Raw genomic sequence first — 19,832 nt, forward strand, 5'->3', positions numbered from 1 at the left:
GGCCCTGGCGACTGCTCCATACAAAGGCAATGATGAAGATCACCAGCCTGTCACGTCCAACGCAATCTGGCCATGGGGCCAGAGCATGAGCACACCAATCGGGAACATCAGCAAGCGCACCAGCGGATTGAGCGGATGCTCCAGATACCCCTCAAGCCCCGCCACGATGGCGTAAATACCAAACAAGGCAAAGCAGAACACCTGCAGCATCTGGTCAAAGTCGCCAGTGATCAGCGGTGAGTAAGCAAACAGCAGCGGAACGATGTACAGCCCCTTGGCAAGCTTCCAGGCAGTGAAACCGGTCCGCATTTGGGGCGTGCCCGCGATGGCGGCCGCAGCGAACGCCGTCAGGCATACCGGTGGTGTGACGTTGGAATCCTGGGACAGCCAGAAGATCACCATGTGCGCCGCCACCAGTGCCATCGACAGGGTTGCCGGCGACAACGCCTGCTCCAGCAGCTGCGAACTGAAGGTATCCGGCACCGACGCCAGTAACTGCTGGGCGGTCGCCTGATCCATCGGCGCGTTCAGCAGGTCCATCTTGTCCGGCGCCACCAGCATGAAGATGGATTTGGCCTGTTCCGGCAGATTGCCGCTCATCACCAGGTCCAACAGCTGGCTCTGGGCGATCAGGTTATAGATGGCCGGTGCCGACAGTGTCGCCAGTACGATATAGGCCGCTGTCACCGGCAACCCCATGCCCAGAATCAGGACGCCAGCGCCACCAGAACGATGGTGATAAGCAGCTGCCGCCGGCCCAGTCGGTAATCATGATCGAGAAGGTATTACCGATGCCGGTGGTCGACACCACCATCACAATCAGTCCCACGGTGATCAGCAGAATCGCAGTGGTAGTGATGTTGCGGGCACCCATCACGAGAGCCTCCAGGATGTCCCTGGGGCCCATTGGATGTTTCGATAGCCAGGACGCAACGATCACCGACAGAATGGCAATACCGGCCGCGTAGGTCGGTGTAAAGCCATAGACCAGCGCTGCCACCAGAACCACCAGTGGCAACAGGAAATGCCAGCCATCTTTGAGCACGTCCTTCAGGGTGGGTGCTTCATCGTCTTCCAGTTTGACGGCATGGCTGCGCTTGGCCTCGATACGGACAAACATCGCTACCGACAGGAAATACAGCAGCGCCGGCAGTGCCGCCACGGAGATGATGGTGAGGTAGGACACCTGGGTGTATGAGGCCATGATGAAAGCCCCTGCCCCCATCACCGGTGGCATCAGCTGACCACCGGTAGAGGCGGCAGCCTCAACACCCGCGGCAAATCGAGCCGGAAAACCCGCCTTGCGCATCAGTGGAATGGTGATGACGCCGGTGGACACGGTGTTGGCAACACTGGAGCCCGAGACAGAACCCATCAGGCCGGAGGAGAACACTGCCACGAAACCCGGGCCGCCGACAAAGCGGCCAGCGGCGCATCGCGCCAGCTCGATGATGAAGTCACCAGCGCCGGATTTCACCAGGAAGGCCCCGAACAGGATAAACATGAACACGTAGGTCCAGGAGATCCGGGCAATGGAGCCGAGCATGCCCTGACCACCAATGTAAGAACGGAACAGGACGGTTTCCCAGGTCAGGCCCGGGAAGTTGAAGATACCGTCCACGTACTGCCCCCACCAGGCGACGTAGGTCAACGCCAGGATGCACAGCACCGGGATAAACCAGCCCACGGTGCGGCGCGCAAATTCGAGAATCAGCACGACTGCGGCGATGGAGAATATCCAGTCGCCGGTGCTGAAGTTGACACCCCGATCATAGAGCGCGTTTTCAAACAGCATCAGGTAGAAAGCGCAGGCCAGCGCAGCCAGCCCGAGCAACACATCAACGCCCAGCACGGCTCGCTGGCCGGCCACGGAGCGCGCCCTGAGCATGGGAGTGGTCAGGGCACAAATCAACCCGAAAAGGCCAAAGTGCAAGGCTGATGTCCACAGCTCGGAGAGCGTGGACACGGTGTTGAAGTACAGGTGGATCAGCGACGTGACGATGGCCAAACCAAAAATCACCGGTCCGAGGAGCCGGTGATCAAGGCGTTCGCTGGCGTCGCTGGCGCTTTCGTCGCGAACCTCGATGTGAGGTTCGCTGGTTGTTTGCTCTGCCACGTTTACTCCGCGATCAGTCGCTCAGGAATATCCAGCCCCTGCTCGCGGTAGAAACGCGCAGCGCCCGGGTGCAGTGGCATGGGCAGGCCTGCAATAGCCTTTTCCAGTGCCATGGCCTTGGTGGCCGGGTGGATGTTGTTCAGGAACGGCAGGTTGGCGTAGATCGTCTTGGTGATCTGGTAGACGTCCTCTTCAGAGACATCGGCACGGGCCGCCATGATATTTGGCTGGGCAATCGTGTTGATGTCCTTGTCCTGATTCGGATAAGTGCCAGCCGGAATGGTGTACGGGGTCCACAGCTCAAAATCACTGTTTACCTGAGCCAACTGCTCGGCCGTGAAGTCCAGGGTGGTAATGTCGTCGCCCAGATTGGCGTAGGCTCGGGTCACCGCGGAAGCAGGTACACCAGCGGGAATGTTCATGCCGTCAATGTTGCCGTTCTGCATGGCATCTGCACTGGGGCCGTAGCCCAGGTAAGCGATGTCCACCTGCTCCAGATCGATGCCAACCTTGCCCAGGATGAAACGACCTGAACCTTCAGTACCGGAGTTGCGGGCACCAATGGAGAAGCTCTCATCGTACAGGTTGGTCATGTCAGAAATGGTGCCGGTGTCGACCACGCTGTTGCGCACTACGAAGTGCTCAACGTTCTGCCACAGCATGGAGACCGAGCGCAGGTTTTTGTAAGGCTTGGGGACCGGGCCGGTGCCATTCCAGGCGTAGGCGCCGTAAAGGCCCTGAAGAATGCCGAACTGGATCTGACCTTCGTCCATCAGCTTGAGGTTCTCACCGGAGCCGGCAGAACTGATGGCGGAAACCGAGATGTTGGTTTGCGGCTCGAGCTTCACCTTGATCAGCGTGGAGATCGCTACGCCGACCGGGTAATAGGTGCCACCGGTAGTGGCCGTACCCATCACGTAATTGCCTTCGGCCTGCACGCTGGCTGACAGCGAGACGGCGGCTGCGGCAACCACACCCATAGCGGATTTACACAGACGATTCCTGTTCATATGTCTTTATCCTCAGATGCTTATAGTTATTGCGGGACGCTTCCTAACAACTTATCACGGTAGCGCTTTGACGAAACGACTGCCAGCGGCACAGCCCCTGCCTTCGACCTATGTATTAGAGCGCGCCTGGGTGTGGCCAGGCCGCAGGCAAAAAAAAGCCCCCGTCATTACCGACGAGGGCTTTTGCGCTTACCAGTCTGGCCCCTGCTGTTTATAAGCCTGGGACCAGATCCACCAGTTACGGCAGGTTGTGGTAACGCGCCTTGATGGCCTTATCGAAGCCGGCCAGGATTTCCGCGTGCGGCTTATCACCGAACTTGGAAACCAGAACAATGGCAATGGTCGCCAGGATGAAGCCCGGGATAATCTCGTACAGGTCCAGCAGGCCGCCGGACATGTTGCCCCAGATCACCACGGTGGCACCACCAACAACGATACCGGCAATAGCACCGTTGCGGGTCATGTTACGCCAGAACAGCGACAGGATCAGAGCCGGACCAAAGGCCGCACCGAAACCAGCCCAGGCATAGGAGACCAGCTCAAGTACCTTGCTGTCCGGGTTCAGGCCGAGAATACAGGCTACGATGGCGATACCAACAACGGCAAAGCGACCGACCCAAACCAGCTCCTCCTGGGAGGCTTCCTTGCGGAACAGCGCCTTGTAGAAGTCTTCTGCCAATGCTGATGAGGACACCAGCAGCTGGGAATCGGCGGTACTCATGATAGCGGCCAGGATGGCTGCAAGCAGAACACCAGCGATAACCGGGTGGAACAACGCATCAACCAGCAGCATGAAGGCACGCTCGCCGTCGTCCAGCGGAGTCTCGAAATAGCCAATGGCTGCGAAACCACACAGCAGTGCACCCAACAGACCCAGACCACTCCAGATCACCGCGATGCGGCGGGCGGCCGGAACGTCATCTTCACTGCGAATAGCCTTGAAGCGAGCCAGAATGTGCGGCTGACCGAAGTAGCCCAGGCCCCAGCCCAGCAGGGACAGGATAGACAGTATGCCCAACGCCGTGCCATCGGTGCTGGTAAAGGCATCCATGAACTCGGGGTTTTTAGCTTCCATGGCTGCAGAAGTCGCTGCCCAGCCACCGTCTGCGTTGATCGCCATGATCGGCACCAACAGCAGCGCTGCGAACATCAGCAGTCCCTGGATAACGTCGGTCCATGTTACTGCCAGGAAGCCACCGAAGAAGGTGTAGGAAACCACGGCAATGGTGCCAACGATAACCGCCACGGTGTAATCCAGACCGAAGACCGTCTCAAACAGCTTGCCACCTGCGACCAGACCAGAGCTGGTGTAGAACAGGAAGAACAGCAGGATAAAGAAGGCACAGATGACGCGAAGAACACGGCTGGTGTCGTTGAAGCGGTTCTCGAAGAACGACGGCAGTGTCAGCGAGTCACCGGCAGACAGCGAGTAGGTACGCAGGCGGCTGGCAACAAACAACCAGTTCAGCCAGGTGCCCGCCAACAGGCCAACTGCAATCCAGATGGCTTCATAGCCCGCTGCATAGGCATAACCGGGAAGACCCAGTAACAGCCAACCACTCATGTCGGACGCACCGGCACTGATCGCGGAAGGCAGGGGGCCAAGACTGCGGCCGCCCAAGATGTAATCGGAAAGATTTGAGGTGCGTTTCCAGGCCACATAGCCAATGCCGAGCATTAGCAGAATGTAGGCAAGGAAGGTAATACTAATCCCTACACTGTTTCCTATCATTTCGGTTTTCTCCCCGTGCGCTATCTGGGTTAGTTATTATTGGCTTTGGAACGGCTCTCCTTCCGCACCCTGATAACAGGATGGAAAGGGCAACCCGACGAACTCAAAACCTGGACGGAGCGAGGCTTCGCTCCATGCAAAGTTTCAGACCTGCGTACGTTAGTATTACTACGGATCTCAAACTTGCAAAATCCTACGATCTTTTTGAAAAATCGTCCAAAAAGCCGATTTTTTTTCAAAGTCAGGCTATTTTTTCACCAAAACATCGCCGAGCAAGCGTTGCGCCCCGTTTAATCTCACCAGCAAAAAGGGCTCCCGCAGGAGCCCTTTCATTCGTTAGTCAAAGAACAACAAACGCACTGCGTTACCGGGAAATCGCCTGATATTCGCCAGCATCAGCAGTAGCGAGGCTGACGACCATGATAGCGACCCACGCAGCAATGAATCCTGGAATGATCTCATAAACTCCTGGGCCACCCATGAATTCACCGTTCCATCCCAGCGAAATCCAGATCATCACCGTAGCTGCACCGGCTACCATGCCTGCCAGTGCACCAGCACCGTTGGTGCGCGACCACATCAGCGACAGAATAATCAGCGGACCAAAAGCCGCACCGAAGCCTGCCCACGCGTTACTGACAAGCGCCAACACCTGAGAGTTGGGGTCAGATGCAATGAAGGCAGCAACCAGGCCTACCAACACGACGCAAACCCGGCCAACGTTCACACACTCCCGGTCGCTCGCCTCCTTGCGCATGAAAAGACGATAGAAATCTTCTGTTAGCGACGAAGACGACACCAGAAGCTGGCTGGAAATGGTACTCATTACCGCTGCCAGAAGTGCCGCATAGAGGAAACCGGTGATCAACGGATGGAACAACAGGTCAGACAAGATGATGAAGATCGTTTCTGGATCCTGGACGTCCATACCGTTGCGAACCGCGTAAGCCCGGCCAAAGATACCGAGAGAAACGGCACCGACAAGCGAAATCGCCATCCAGCTCATACCGATGTTACGTGCCGTTGGAACGTCTTCCAGTGTACGGATTGCCATGAAACGTACGATGATATGAGGCTGACCAAAATATCCCAGGCCCCATGTGACGGCTGACAACCAACCGATGATGGTCAGCCCTTCTGTCCAGGACAGTAGATTGGGATCAACCTCATTGAGAGTCTGTGAAGCTTGGGCGAATCCGCCGCCACCTTCGCCGAATAGCACCACAGCCGGCATGATCACCAGCGCGAGCATCATGATGCAGCCTTGCACAAAGTCGGTCATGCTCACCGCGAGGAAGCCGCCCACAACCGTGTACACCAACACAACACCCAATGTGATCACGATCCCGACGGCGTAATCACTCAGGCCTCCGAAGTTGAAAATGCCGGCAAACGCACTTTCAAACAGCTTGCCGCCGGCAACGAGTCCGGATGCCGTATAAACCGCGAAGAAAATAACAATAACAATTGCCGATACCGTGCGCAGGGAAAGCGCCTGGGTCGGGAATCGATTCGCCAGGAAGGAAGGAATGGTGATGGCGTTACCATAGTGAACCGTCTGCTCACGAAGACGCGGCGCAACCAGTGTCCAGTTAAAGAAGGCACCGACGAGCAGACCGATACCGATCCACGCGGATCCCAGGCCAGACACAAACAGTGCACCCGGGAGCCCGAGCAGCAGCCAGCCACTCATGTCCGAAGCGCCGGCAGACAGAGCCGCTACTTTGGGACTGAGCGATCGCCCACCCAACATGTAGTCTTCCGAAGAAGACGTGGATGTGCGCATCGCATAAACGCCAATGGCGATCATGACCGCAAAGTAAGCAAATAAACTGATCCAAACACCAATAGCCATAACGCTCCTCCGGTTAAATGAGTCGGATTCAATCCGCTCGATAAGCACTCAGTCGCTCTGATGACGAACCACTATGCCGTTCTTCTTGTTTACTTAATTATTAACTCGACCCAATGACGCAACATCTTCACCTGCCTGCAATTTGGCCGGCGTAATGCCTTTGTGCTTGCGCAAAGAATTTGTCAGGGCGCTTTGCGACGAAAAACCAGCCCGATAACTGATTTCCGAGACCGAAAGCGATGTTGAGGCCAGCAGATGAACCGCCTGATCTAGACGAATCTGGAGAAGAAACTGATGGGGCGTGATACCAGCCACGTCCCGAAAGACCTCATGGAAACGGCTCACACCCAGACATGCCTCATCCGCCAGTTCTTTAACTGAAATCTTCCGGTGGAGGTTCGCAACGATGTAACGCTGAATGGCACCGAGCCTGAGACTGTGACGACTGGATGGGTAAACCTTCCGATCCACGATCCGATCAGCCATGCAATACAGAATACTGGCGGCCAGATGTCCGTGCAGTGTTGTATTCTCCGGGGACCGGTTGAATTCACTGGCTGCAAACTGAACCATCCCCTGCATTCGGCTGTCCATGTGGACCGTGCGTGGCTTTTCAAATACCCGAACCATCTGCTCGTAATCTGCATGAGCAGAGGAAGAGGTCATCGGGGCTGCAGGATTAAGGTTTATGACCAGAACATGATTCTGATCACCGCCAGAATAGTCGTGCCAGGCGCCGGTGGGGACCAGACAGGCTTTCCACGTATCTAATTGGGATCCCGTTCCATCGACACTCACGACAGCCTCGCCTCTCACCCCCACCACAATCTGGTGATGCTCATGGCAATGCTTATGAGAGGCGGTCGGCAACTCCAATAGTCGAGCATCCAGCATAGACGCCAGCGCACCTTAACAATTGATAATGTTAGCCAATTAAAGCAGATCTGAGTGAAACTTGCACACAAGGTCGCGGATGGAAGCGGTTACCTGCTCAAGGGAGGCCGAGGCGTCCACCACACTGTAGCGCCCAGGAGCAGCCTGCGCGCGGTCCAGGTAGGTATCACGGATGCGCTGAAAGAACGACACCGCCTCCTGCTCAAACCGGTCCAGATCACCACGACTGCGCGCCCGCTTCATGCCGGTTTCAACCGGGGCGTCGAGCAGGATGACATGATCTGGCCGTACATCGCCCTGCACCAGGTTCTCTAGCATCGCGATACGTTCAGATGAAACACCGCGCCCACCGCCCTGATAGGCAAAGGTGGCATCGGTAAAGCGGTCACAAAGCACCCACTGCCCTTGCTCCAGAGCTGGCAGGATACGGGTATTAAGGTGCTGGGCCCGGGCCGCGAACATCAGTAGCAGCTCGGTGGTCTCGTCCACCGACTCGTTCCGGGGCGCCAACAACAGCTCGCGGATCGATTCCGCCATCGGTGTGCCGCCCGGCTCCCGGGTAACCACGACATCGACACCCAGCCCTCTCAGGGTATCTGCTGCGTTGGCCAGCTGGGTGGATTTACCCACGCCCTCAGTGCCTTCGAAGGTAATGAACTGACCACGTCGGGTCATCATGAATCTCCGTTGTCGCTGTTCGAATCGCTCTGGGCCGCCGGCGATGACCGGTAGTCCTTACGTCGATTGAGTTGGAACTCACGAACGGCCTTCTGGTGCTCCGCGAGTGTCCGGGAAAACTTGTGGGTACCATCGCCTCGAGCGACAAAATACAGTGCATCACCATCGTCCGGATGCAACGCTGCATGGATCGCCTCCCGACCGGGCAGCGCAATTGGGGTTGGCGGCAGGCCGTCAATGCGGTAGGTGTTGTACGGCGTATGAGTGCGCAGGTCGCGCTTGCCGATCCGACCCTTGTAGCTGTCACCCATGCCGTAGATAACGGTTGGATCGGTTTGTAGTCGCATGCCTTTCTGCAGTCGACGAACAAACACACCCGCAACCTGATCGCGCTCATGGGTCGCGCCGGTTTCGCGCTCAACAATGGAGGCCATGATCAGCGCTTCGTAAGGCGAACTGTACGGCAGATCCGGCTCGCGCTCGGCCCACTCCTCCTCCAGGGCGGCTTCCATGGTGTCGAACGCCCGCTGGAGCAGATCGAGGTCGGATTCGGTGCTGGTAAACAGGTAGGTATCCGGGAAGAAACGCCCTTCCGGATGTTCACCCTCGGCACCGACGGCTTCATAATTTCGGCGTCGGTCCAGTCCTTCGTGACCTGTTCCAGCCGTTCGGTGCGGGCCAGCGCCGCCCGCATGTCACTGAAAGTCCAGCCTTCAATGAACTGCACTGACCAATGCTTGGTATCACCGGCAACCATGGCGGTAAGCATATCCAGCGGCGTCATGCCGTTGGTGAACTCGTACTCACCGGCTTTGATTTTTGCCTGCTCCGGATACAGGCGCCCATGCACCCGCAACCACAGGCTCTGCTCAACCAGCCCATCTCGCTCGAGCATGCGCGCAACCTGGCCAAAGGCAGTGCCATTGGGCAGGCTGAACAGCACCGGCTCGTCCAGCGCGACAGGCTGCTTGAGGGTTTGCAGGCCCTGCCAGGCCCAGAGCCCGGTACCTGCCGCTATCAATACAATCGCGCAAACCGAGGCTGTCAGTAACTTCTTGAGCAAGGGAATTATTCCAGTAGATCGTGAGGATGGACGATTGTCGCAAGTCCGCTATCGACAGGCAAATCCTGATCGGCAAGACGCCGCACCGGCACAACGCCGAACACGCTGTTGAGCAGGAAAAGTCCCTGGCAGTCGGGACCGGTCAAATCGGCAATGGCCAGCGGCCGCTCCAGCACAGATTCGCCGCGCTCACGCAGACGTTCCAGCAACCACTCCCGCATGACACCGGCCACGGCCAGTGATGAAACCGGCGGTGTTACCCAGCCATCCCGGGTCTTGAGCAGCAAATTGGTCCGTGTGCCTTCAACCAGGTAACCGTCGTGATTGGACATAATCACTTCAAAGAGCCCGTCGTGCAGTTCACGGGCGGCCATTACCTGATCGAGTCGATTGAGGGATTTGATACCGGCAAACATCGGATGGACCGACAGCGGTACTCGGGAGAAATCCGCCATCACACCTTCGGCATCCGGCTCAGGCGGAAGCGAGGTCGCAGATACCAGCAGGTTTGGGCGCATGTTGTCATCGGGGCGATAACCACGCCCACCGGCACCCCGGGTCAGAATCAGCTTCAGCACCCAGCCATTATCAAAACTGTCGGCCCAGCGCTGTGCTGCCTGGGCGCACACACCGCTGAGCTCCTCACGAGACACCACAATTCCCAGCCGCGCGGCGTCACGAACCAGGCGCATGAGGTGCCGCGACAGCAGAACGCCCTGCTGTCCCTGCATCCGGACGGTCTCAAACAGACCATCACCGTAGGCCAGGCCCCGGTCATTAGCCGGTAGCCCACCTTCATCCGCCCAGACCAGATTGAGCATGAGCCGGATCAGTCCTCGTAGCGACGGAAGATCAGCGTGCCGTTGGTACCGCCAAAGCCAAAGGAATTGGAGAGTGCGACACGAACGTCCGATTTGCGGCTCTTGTTAGCCACAAAATCCAGATCACAGCCTCATCGGGGTTGTCCAGATTGATGGTCGGCGGCAACAGGCCGTCGCGGATTGCCAGAACGGAGAAAATGCCTTCAACTGCACCGGCGGCGCCCAGCAAATGACCGGTCATCGATTTGGTGCTGCTCATGGCCAACTTTTCAGCGTGATCCCCAAAGACGGATTTCACCGCCGCCACTTCGGCAACGTCACCAACCTGGGTGGAGGTGCCATGGGCGTTGATGTAATCAACCTCATCCGGGCTCAGGCCAGCATCGCGCAGGGCATTTTTCATGGACCGGGCAGCGCCCTCCCCGCTCGCAGGCGGTGCGGTAATGTGGTGAGCATCATCGCTCATGCCAAAACCGACCACTTCACCGTAAATGGTGGCACCGCGTTTCTTGGCATGCTCGAGATCTTCCAGAACCACCACACCAGCACCATCACTCAGAACAAAGCCGTCGCGCTCGCGATCCCAGGGCCGGCTCGCCTTCTCGGGCTCATCGTTGCGCGTGGACAAGGCCCGGGCAGCAGAAAACGCGGCAATCCCTGTGCGGGTGGTTGCCATCTCGGAGCCACCGGCGAGCATCACGTCGGCATCGCCGTAAGCGATGGTTCTGGCCGCGTAGCCAATATTGTGAGTGCCGTGGTGCAGGCAGTTACGATGGCGATGTTGGGACCGCGATAACCAAAGCGAATCCCGCATTGCCGGAAATCATGTTGATCACCGAGGCGGGAACAAAGAACGGTGACACCTTGCGCGGCCCCGACTTGTCCATGGTCAGCACATTCTTTTCAATGTACTCCAGACCACCAATGCCAGAGCCAATGGCAATACCGACACGGTCTTTATCCAGCGCGTCGTAATCATCCAGGCCGCTGTCGTCAACGGCCTGTTGAGCGGCAATCAAACCGTAGTGAATGAAGGCATCGAGCTTGCGGGCTTCCTTGGTGGACAGCCAGGGCTCAAGGTCGAGGTCCTTGATGGCGCCGCCAATGCGGGTGTTGTACTCAGAGGCGTCAAAGCGTTCGATATTACCGATGCCGCTGCGGCCTTCCCGCACGCCTTCCCAGGAACTTTTTACGTCGTTTCCCAAAGGAGACAACATACCCATACCTGTGATGACAACCCGTCGTTTACTCATAAAGCCTTTCACCCGATCCTTTTACAAGTGCGTCCGATCACCGATTGAACCTGACTTCCAACCAATAAAAAAGCCGCCCTTCGTTTAGTAACAAGGACGGCTTCTTGCCTGGCTTTAACTACTGCAGAGTATCAGGTGTGCGCGACGATGTAGTCAATCGCGTCCTGAACACTGGCCAGCTTCTCGGCTTCTTCGTCGGGAATTTCAGTTTCAAATTCCTCTTCCAGTGCCATTACCAGCTCAACGGTGTCCAGTGAGTCAGCGCCAAGATCCTCTACAAAAGAAGATGAGTTCTGAACTTCGGACTCTTTAACGCCCAACTGTTCACAAACGATCTTCTTCACGCGCTCTTCAACTGTACTCATAATGTCCTCACTTTATGTGTCAACCAAGCAACTTTGTGCTGCAAGTTTAATTTAAACCCCACCCGCAAACAAGCAGGGATTCGGTCAAACATGTTGTGTGACAAGGGCTTGCGTAAAAGCAGCCGCCCCAGTCTATCCCATGTACATTCCGCCGTTCACGTGAATAGTCTCGCCACTCACGTATCCGGCTGCATCTGATGCCAGGAAGGCAACCACGGCTGCCACTTCTTCCGGCTCACCCAGACGACCCGCGGGTATGATTTCCAGCATAGTCTCACGCTGCTTGTCGTCCAGTTTTTTTGTCATATCGGTGTCGATAAACCCGGGAGCCACGCAGTTGGCGGTAATACCCCGATTCGACATTTCCTTGGCCAAACTACGGGTAAAGCCTCTACGCCTGCCTTCGCAGCACAGTAGTTACCCTGGCCGGGATTGCCCATGCCTGCTACCACGGAGCTGATATTAATAATCCGCCCCCACTTGGCTTTGGCCATGCCACGCAGCACCGCCTTGCTGGTGCGGTACACGCTGGACAAGTTGGTTTCCAGAACCGCCGCCCAATCGTCTTCCTTCAGGCGCATCAGCAGGTTATCGCGGGTGATACCGGCGTTGTTGACCAGAATATGAGGCGCGCCAGAGGTGCTGGCGATTTCCTTCAACCCGGCATCAACGCTTTCAGCCTCGGCAACGTTCATCACGATACCGTAGCCTTTCAGGCCGGCGGCTTTGAGATCGTTGGAAATGGTTTCGGCACCTTCAGCACTGGTGGCCGTGCCGATTACTTCAGCACCCTGCTCTGCCAGCGCCCGGGCAATGGCCTTGCCAATGCCACGAGTTGCACCGGTAACCAGTGCGGTTTTGCCTTCCAAAGACATGTATAACTCCCTTTTTTAGGACTGACTGAATGCGTCCAGCGCTTTCGCCAGTGAATCCGGCTCTTCGATACTGTGAACAGCCAGACTACGATCAATTCGCTTGATCAAACCGGCCAGCACCTTACCAGTGCCACACTCAACTGCAACCGACACTCCTCTATCAACCAGAGTGCGCACCGAATCGGTCCACAGCACCGGGGAATACAGCTGCTTCAGCAAATTGGCCTTGAGTGTATCGGAATCTGTCTCGGCGGCGGCGTTAACATTTTGTATAACGGGTATGACAGCGTCGTTAAAGCGCACGTCTTCCAGCTCACCCGCAAGCTCGTCGGCCGCACCTTTCATCAGCGCACAATGCGACGGCACACTGACCGGCAGTGGCATCGCCTTACGAGCGCCCTTTTCCTTACAGGCTTCAATGGCGCGCTCAACGGCAGCGGCCGATCCGGCAATCACAACCTGACCCGGGGCATTGAAGTTGACGGCTGAAACCACGTCGCCATTGGCGGCACTGGCGCAAGCAGCCACCACGTCGTCGTCTTCAAGGCCGAGAATCGCGGCCATCTTGCCCTCACCGGCCGGCACCGCATCCTGCATCAGCTCGCCACGCAGGCGAACCAACTTGACCGCATCGACAAAATCGAGACTCTCGGCAGCAACCAGCGCACTGTATTCGCCCAGGCTGTGACCCGCCACGAAATTGGGCCGGCTACCGCCCGCCACTTGCCAATGGCGCCACAGGGCGACACTGGCTGTCAAAAGCGCCGGCTGGGTAACCATGGTCTGGTTAAGTTCTTCCGCAGGACCTTTCTGGCACAGCTGCCACAGGTCGTAACCGAGGGCATTGGATGCCTCGGCAAAGGTTTTGTTAACAATAGGCCACGCCTCGGCTGCCGCTGAGAGCATACCGACTGACTGGGACCCTGACCGGGAAAAATAAAGGCTGATTTCATAATTAAGATCTTAACGTCATTGAGGTGTTACGGGAGATTAGCCAATAGTACAAGTTAGGCCAATTATCCGCGAATACACATCAAAAACGGGACAGACTTTAGTCTCAGAGACTTAGGAGCATGAAAGCGCAAAGGCTTAGAGCATGAGATCGTCGAGGCGCTCATTGATTCGGCGAGGGACTTCCAACTCCACCTCACGCACCGCCTGGCGAATGGCCGCCAGCATCGCGCGCTCGTTGGCGTTGCCATGACTTTTGATGACAACCCCCTGGAGCCCCAGCAGACTCGCGCCATTGTGACGTGACGGATCCATCAGCCGCAGCAGGCGACCGATGATAGGACGTGCCATCAGGCCAACAAAGCGGCCGTAGAGCGTCTTGGTGAAGGCCTGCTCCATGAGTTCAATCAACAGACCAGCAACACCCTCCCCGGTTTTCAGCGCGATATTGCCCACGAAGCCATCGCAAACAACGACATCTGCAACATCACGGAACAGATCGCTGCCTTCGACATAACCGATGTAATTGAGAGTATCGCACTGGGCAAGCATGTGAGAGGCAAGACGCACCTGCTCATTGCCCTTGATCTCCTCCTCGCCGACATTCAGCAACGCTACGCGCGGCTCGGACTGGCCCGACATAGCAGACGCCATCAGGGAACCCATCAGCGCATACTGGTAGAGGTTTTCAGCCGTGGAATCGACGTTGGCGCCGAGATCGAGAACGTGGCACCGGCCACGAAGAGAGGGAATCAACTTAGAGATCGCCGGCCGTTCAATGCCGGGGTACATTCGGATCAGTGAGCGACCGAATGCCATCAGAGCCCCGGTATTACCGGCGCTGACACAACCCTGAGCTTCACCATCCCGGACTAGCCCGAGGGCGATAGCCATGGAGGAACTTTTCTTGTGGCGAAGGGCATGAGAGGGGCGCTCATTCATGCGCACCACGTCCGCGGCCTCAACAATGCGAATTCTCGCATGCTCTTCACGCAACAAAGCCTCAAGTTCGCTCCGTATTCCTACCAGAACGATACTCAAGGCTTCGTTTTCGCGCACCGCATCAAGCGCCGCGGAAACCACCACTGTGGCTCCGCGATCACCGCTCATGGCATCAATGGCGATGGTTACGGGGTTCACCGTTGTTCCATCTGTCATCGGGCGGTGCCTGATCGCAACTGACTTACTCGTCGCTTGCTTCGATTACCTGCTTGCCGCGGTAAAAGCCGTCCGGAGAGACGTGGTGACGACGATGAACTTCACCGGTTGTTGGATCGGTGGACAGAGCGGCAGAGCTCAGGGCGTCGTGTGAACGACGCATGCCGCGCTTGGAACGAGTCTTGCGGTTTTTCTGTACAGCCATGATTATGCTCCTGACCTGTTTACGTAAATAAAACGTGTGTTCAGTGTAAAGCGCAGACTCTGCATCAGAGCCAGCACCTGCTTAGTGTTTCGTTTTCTTGAGATCCGCCAACACGCTGAAGGGATTCTCTTTTTTCGGCTCGTCCGGCTGCGCCGGAGATCCATCTGGCTCGTAGGCTTCCAGGTCTTCGCGGGCTGGACACTCACTGCGCTCATGGAGCGGGAATGCCGGCAGCACCAACAATAGCTCGTCCTCAACCATTGACCACAATTCAGCACTGAAGTCATCCGTCAGGAACGGCTCAAGATCTTTCGGCAGCTGTTGCGCCTGCTCATCGCTGGTTACCAGCCCCAGCGTAAACTGGGAGTTCAGCGTTGTACGCATGTCACCCATGCAACGCTGGCACTCAAGGCTGACCAGAGCCTCGAGCTCACCGGAGACAATGCGACGACGCTGCGCATCCATATAGAAGGACAGCTTTACGTTACACACAGACCCTTCATCAACGCCCAGAACCGATTCCCGGAAACGAGTCAACGCACTGAGGGGAATGTCTCCCTCCAGCGTGGTGTTCTGCTCCGCCAACCGATAAGGATCGACAGATTTGGGTAACTCGGCGTGTGACGCATTTGACATAGGCGCGCAATTTTAGGGGCGCAGCCCTCTGGTGTCAAAGACTTCGTTGTCTTTTGCCCGGGGGTTCCGGTGCAGATAGGTGTATCTTACGATAACCCACTTCCGGCAACTGTCCCATTCGTCACAACCCTTAGCCACAAATAGTCACAAAAGGAACCGACTGATGTCATCGCGCCCTCTACTTCTTGCCTCATCGTCCCCGTACCGCCGGGAGCTGCTGGAGCGCCTCGGCCTGCCATTCGAGACCGCAAGCCCCGACATCGACGAAAGCCCCCGACCTGACGAGAGCCCGGAACAACTGGCCATCCGCTTGGCGGAATCCAAGGCTCGCGCCCTTGCCAGCCAATACCCACAACACTGGATCATTGGCTCGGACCAGGTGGCCTGCCTGCCGGACGGCACCCTGCTGGCAAAACCAGGCAGTCATCAGCAAGCCATCAGCCAACTGCAGCGCAGCAGCGGCCAGACCGTGCAGTTCCTGACCGGCCTGACCCTGCTCGACCCAAGCACAAACCAATCACAAACCCATTGCGAGCGGTTTGTCGTGCACTTTCGGGATCTGGCCGCGGAAGAAATCGACGGCTACTTGCGCAAGGAACAGCCCTATGACTGCGCCGGGAGCTTCCGCATGGAAGGCCTGGGCATCACGCTGTTTGAAGCCATGGAGGGACGCGACCCGAACAGCCTGATCGGCCTGCCCCTGATCGCGCTGAATGACATGCTGAGAAACTGGGGACTCAACCGCTACTGACCCGCTGAGCAGCGGGCCAGCGTTGGGCATTAGCGCAGCTCCAGCCGGGATTCCAGCATCTGGCCAGCAAACCCTTCACCAAAGGCAACACCAAGCTGATCGACAATATCCTGCAGCGGCGACTTTCGCCGGCTGTAATCCACCAGGTCTTCCTGGCCTACGATCTGCCGCGCTACAAAGGAGGAGCTGCCAAGCCCGTCAATCAGCCCCAGCTCCTGGGCCTGCTCGCCACTCCAAATCAGACCACTGAACAGACGCTCGTCATCGGCCAGCCGATCGCCCCGGCCAGCTTTCACCGCCTCGATGAACTGCTTGTGGGTATTTTCCAGCACACTCTGCCAGAAGACCACCTCTTCTTTCTGCTCCGGCGAGAACGGATCCAGGAACGCCTTGTTATCACCAGCGGTGTACAGCCGGCGCTCAACTCCCAGCTTCTCCATCACCCCGGTGAAACCAAAGCCACCGGCAACAACCCCGATGGACCCCACCAGGCTGGCTCGATTGGCATAGATCTCATCGGCAGCGGAGGCAATGTAGTAGGCGCCGGAGGCACCGACATCGGAAATCACGGCGTACACCTTCTTCTCCGGATACTCCTCCCGCAGGCGTTTGATCTCATCGTAAACGTAGCCAGACTGCACCGGACTTCCGCCCGGGCTATTGATGCGCAGCAGCACGGCCACCGCATTCTTTTCCTCGAACGCCGTGCGCAGCGCGCCAACGATATTGTCAGCGCTGGCCAGCTCGTCGGCGGCAATCGGACCATTAATCTCGACCAGGGCGGTGTGCTTGCCGGTAGCCGAATCAATGGTATCGCCGAGCGGGAACTTGAGCATAAATAGCAGAAGGAAAAGATAGCCGAAGGTCAGGAACTTAAAGAATATCCCCCAGCGACGACTGCGACGTTGCTCTGACTGCAGCGACATCACCAGTTTTTCGATCAGTTTCCAGTCTCGCCCGGTTTCGGGAGGCAGGTTTGGCGTCTTTCGCCCTGCCTTGGGCTTGGCGCCACCCTCTTGATCTTTCGACTCTTGCCCCACCGGTTTATCGCCCCAATCGGGGTTATTATCGGAATCCCAGTCAGTCATGCATACATCCTGTCAGCAACGTTCAAATAGAACTGGCGTTAAAGCCCCAACACTTTACGAAGATCCGGCACCGTATCGACAATGGCGTGCGGCGAGTAATCGCCGAGCACATCGCGCTTGTGCACGCCCCACTCCACCCCGATGGACGGCATGCCAATCCGCTGCGCCATGTCGAGGTCGTAACGAGTATCGCCGATCATTACCGCTTCCGAGGGATCGATGCCGTAGAACCGGACAATCTCCTCCAGCATGGTGGGATCGGGCTTCGACCGGGTTTCATCGGCACAACGGGTAGTATCAAAATGCGGACCGAGGCCACTAGAATCCAGTGCGATGTCCAGGCCACGCCTGCTCTTGCCGGTCGCCACCGAACAACCGAGACCAGCGCCACGAATATCAGTCACGACATCGGCCATACCGGCAAAAACATTCTGAGGGGTGGTCACCTTGCTAAAGAAATAGCGACCGTAGCCTTCGCGAATGGTGTTCATCTCCTCCCGACTGATTCCCGGGTAGAGCTTCTCAAGCGCCTCAATCATACCGAGGCCAATGATGTCCCGATACGCTTCCCGCTCCAGTTGCGGATAACCCAGCTCGGTCGCAGCCTGATGCAGGCTTTCGGCGATGTGCTCGACGGAATCCACCAGGGTCCCGTCCCAATCAAATATGACTACCTTGACCTTCATTTATTGGTTCCTGTTGCGCGCTTCCAGAATTTTGAGCACATCCGCAAATGCATCGTCGTAGGGCGCCTCCAAACGCATCAGCTCACCGGTAACCGGCAAACTGAATTCAAGCGCCCGGGCATGAAGCATAAGCCGCTGACCACCAACAGCACGGAAGGCCTTGAGGCTTACATCATCCATATACTTGTCATCACCGGCAATCGGATGACCCTCGCAGGTACAGTGCACGCGAATCTGATGGGTTCGACCGGTAACCGGAGAGGCCTCCACCAGACTATAACCCTCGTAACGCTGCAGGCAGCGATACAGTGTCAGCGACTCCTTGCCGGTCTCATCAACTTTCACCCGGCGCTCGCCATTGGGCATCTCGTAGCGCAGCAATGGAGCCTCCACCCGCTTTACCGAGTCCGACCAATGACCACTCACCAGGGCGTGATAGTGCTTGCGGATGCGCTTGTGGCGCAATTCGTCCTGCAGAAAGCGCAGAGCCGAACGCTTCTTTGCGACCATCACCAGGCCAGAGGTGTCCCGGTCGAGCCGATGCACAAGCTCCAGGAAACGGGATTCGGGGCGCGCCGACCGCAGCACTTCAATCAATCCGAAACTGAGCCCGCTGCCACCGTGAACGGCAATGCCAGAGGCTTATTAACCACCAGCATCTGCTCATTCTCGAACACCACCGCAGCTTCCATGACGCCCTGAACCCGAGTGCCCGGCTCTACCTGGGCCGGTTTTTCCTTGCGGGTCACTGGCGGAATACGAACCTGGTCACCGGCTTTCAATCGGGTATCGGGCTTTACCCGACCCTTGTTAACGCGCACCTCGCCCTTGCGAACCACCCTGTAGATAATGCTCTTGGGCACGCCACGCAACTGCGCCATCAGGAAATTATCGACCCGCTGCCCCTCGTTATCCTCATCGACAACGACCATCTGAACCCCCTGACGCACCTCTTTATGCTCAGCTTTACGCTCAGCGCTCGGGCGATGATCAGTTCCGATGCGCTCGGCGCTCTTTGGCTTGCGCGCGGCATCCCGTGCCCGAGGGGCGGCAGCTTTTGCCGGACGCTTTGCGGCGGGTTTTCTGCGCGCGGGCTTGCGGGACATAGAATTCCTTAGGGACAGCTGCTAGCAGCATTGATTGGGCACCCGGATACTGTTATATTCCGGCGTGCTCTGTTGTTTGTCTACGGCCTGACAGACTCTAGTCAGAAGCCGGAGCGGCAGAAGTATACCGACACTATTCGAGAGTTTGAACGCCGCATGCCCAATCACTATCGGGCAACGGCGGAGAAAATGCTCCCGGAGCCCCAGGACAGACCGATGACGGCTGCACCCTGCTTCCGGGAGAGTAATAAAACCGTGCGGAAAACCGACGGGCGACATCGCGAAGAATCATTGCCACCCAGGGCCGGGCCGTCCAGCTTACGAATACGACGTGAGACCCAGGCACCTGAGTGAACCTGAAAACGGATTATATGCGTCAACAGACATCAACTTTACACGACCTCTCGCTGCCCACAGGTGGCCAGACTGTCGGTGGTCTAAGACCAATAGGATCGCACCCCATAAGGGTCTGATTCGTCTGGCCGCCGGTTTGCTCTTGATGTAGAAGAGTCCCGCGGCACGCACATCCTGCTTCGCTGATGCCGACCCCTCACGGTTTTCTGTCAAAATTAAACGACAGGAACTTCTT

15 protein-coding genes and 5 pseudogenes are annotated in these 19,832 nt (G+C 57.3%); 1 reads left to right on the forward strand and 19 read right to left on the reverse strand.

The window, feature by feature from the left end:
* Positions 1-39 precede the first annotated feature (39 nt).
* From AU14_RS22955 to AU14_RS14160, 16 genes and pseudogenes are all read right to left on the reverse strand, one after another.
* Complete coding sequence (locus tag AU14_RS22955; protein WP_269079057.1) at positions 40-687, reverse strand: hypothetical protein; 648 nt, start codon at positions 685-687, stop codon at positions 40-42.
* The gene (locus tag AU14_RS22960; RefSeq protein ID WP_269079058.1) at positions 635-2,116 is read right to left on the reverse strand and encodes a TRAP transporter permease; all 1,482 of its coding nucleotides are present in this window, start codon (positions 2,114-2,116) and stop codon (positions 635-637) included. Before AU14_RS22960 ends, AU14_RS22955 begins: the two co-directional genes overlap by 53 nt.
* A gap of 2 nt (positions 2,117-2,118) precedes the next feature.
* On the reverse strand, positions 2,119-3,126 hold the full coding sequence (locus tag AU14_RS14095) for a TAXI family TRAP transporter solute-binding subunit (protein WP_041341783.1): 1,008 nt from the start codon (positions 3,124-3,126) through the stop codon (positions 2,119-2,121).
* A 238-nt stretch (positions 3,127-3,364) separates the two neighbouring features.
* The gene (gene putP / locus AU14_RS14100; RefSeq protein WP_407942859.1) at positions 3,365-4,855 is read right to left on the reverse strand and encodes a sodium/proline symporter PutP; all 1,491 of its coding nucleotides are present in this window, start codon (positions 4,853-4,855) and stop codon (positions 3,365-3,367) included.
* Between the two features lie 367 nt (positions 4,856-5,222).
* Positions 5,223-6,713, reverse strand: coding sequence for a sodium/proline symporter PutP (putP, locus tag AU14_RS14105; protein ID WP_041341788.1), 1,491 nt, complete (start codon positions 6,711-6,713; stop codon positions 5,223-5,225).
* 93 nt (positions 6,714-6,806) lie between these two features.
* The gene (locus tag AU14_RS14110; RefSeq protein ID WP_041341791.1) at positions 6,807-7,607 is read right to left on the reverse strand and encodes a helix-turn-helix domain-containing protein; all 801 of its coding nucleotides are present in this window, start codon (positions 7,605-7,607) and stop codon (positions 6,807-6,809) included.
* Positions 7,608-7,646: 39 nt separating this feature from the next.
* The gene (tmk, locus tag AU14_RS14115) at positions 7,647-8,282 is read right to left on the reverse strand and encodes a dTMP kinase (RefSeq protein WP_041341794.1); all 636 of its coding nucleotides are present in this window, start codon (positions 8,280-8,282) and stop codon (positions 7,647-7,649) included.
* Positions 8,282-9,348: pseudogene (mltG, locus tag AU14_RS14120) on the reverse strand (endolytic transglycosylase MltG). Before mltG ends, tmk begins: the two are co-directional and overlap by 1 nt.
* Before the next feature lie 5 nt (positions 9,349-9,353).
* Positions 9,354-10,169 (reverse strand): aminotransferase class IV, encoded by an 816-nt coding sequence (locus AU14_RS14125; RefSeq protein WP_041341797.1) that lies wholly within the window; start codon positions 10,167-10,169, stop codon positions 9,354-9,356.
* An 8-nt stretch (positions 10,170-10,177) separates the two neighbouring features.
* A pseudogene (fabF, locus tag AU14_RS22965) lies at positions 10,178-11,422 on the reverse strand (beta-ketoacyl-ACP synthase II).
* A 131-nt stretch (positions 11,423-11,553) separates the two neighbouring features.
* Positions 11,554-11,787, reverse strand: coding sequence for an acyl carrier protein (acpP, locus tag AU14_RS14135; protein ID WP_012136033.1), 234 nt, complete (start codon positions 11,785-11,787; stop codon positions 11,554-11,556).
* A 132-nt stretch (positions 11,788-11,919) separates the two neighbouring features.
* A pseudogene (fabG, locus tag AU14_RS14140) lies at positions 11,920-12,662 on the reverse strand (3-oxoacyl-ACP reductase FabG).
* Positions 12,663-12,677: 15 nt separating this feature from the next.
* Positions 12,678-13,615, reverse strand: a pseudogene (gene fabD, locus AU14_RS14145) (ACP S-malonyltransferase).
* Positions 13,616-13,751: 136 nt separating this feature from the next.
* Positions 13,752-14,771, reverse strand: coding sequence for a phosphate acyltransferase PlsX (gene plsX / locus AU14_RS14150; RefSeq protein ID WP_094191222.1), 1,020 nt, complete (start codon positions 14,769-14,771; stop codon positions 13,752-13,754).
* 25 nt (positions 14,772-14,796) lie between these two features.
* Entirely contained in the window at positions 14,797-14,976 is a 180-nt protein-coding gene (rpmF, locus tag AU14_RS14155) for a 50S ribosomal protein L32 (protein WP_041341803.1), read from the reverse strand.
* Between the two features lie 81 nt (positions 14,977-15,057).
* On the reverse strand, positions 15,058-15,612 hold the full coding sequence (locus AU14_RS14160; protein ID WP_041341806.1) for a YceD family protein: 555 nt from the start codon (positions 15,610-15,612) through the stop codon (positions 15,058-15,060).
* Positions 15,613-15,775: 163 nt separating this feature from the next.
* On the opposite strand from AU14_RS14160, the gene AU14_RS14165 reads away from it, so the two are divergent.
* The gene (locus tag AU14_RS14165; protein ID WP_041341809.1) at positions 15,776-16,363 is read left to right on the forward strand and encodes a Maf family protein; all 588 of its coding nucleotides are present in this window, start codon (positions 15,776-15,778) and stop codon (positions 16,361-16,363) included.
* Positions 16,364-16,392: 29 nt separating this feature from the next.
* Here the strand turns inward: AU14_RS14165 and AU14_RS14170 are convergent, their stop codons facing one another.
* The 3 genes and pseudogenes from AU14_RS14170 to rluC form a co-directional block, all read right to left on the reverse strand.
* Positions 16,393-17,451 (reverse strand): S49 family peptidase, encoded by a 1,059-nt coding sequence (locus AU14_RS14170; protein WP_041341811.1) that lies wholly within the window; start codon positions 17,449-17,451, stop codon positions 16,393-16,395.
* 38 nt (positions 17,452-17,489) lie between these two features.
* Positions 17,490-18,137, reverse strand: a complete 648-nt coding sequence (locus AU14_RS14175) for an HAD family hydrolase (protein WP_041341813.1) — start codon at positions 18,135-18,137, stop codon at positions 17,490-17,492.
* Positions 18,138-19,069: pseudogene (rluC, locus tag AU14_RS14180) on the reverse strand (23S rRNA pseudouridine(955/2504/2580) synthase RluC).
* Between the last annotated feature and the right edge of the window lie 763 nt (positions 19,070-19,832).

The sequence above is a fragment of the Marinobacter similis genome, assembly GCF_000830985.1.
Lineage (GTDB): Bacteria > Pseudomonadota > Gammaproteobacteria > Pseudomonadales > Oleiphilaceae > Marinobacter > Marinobacter similis.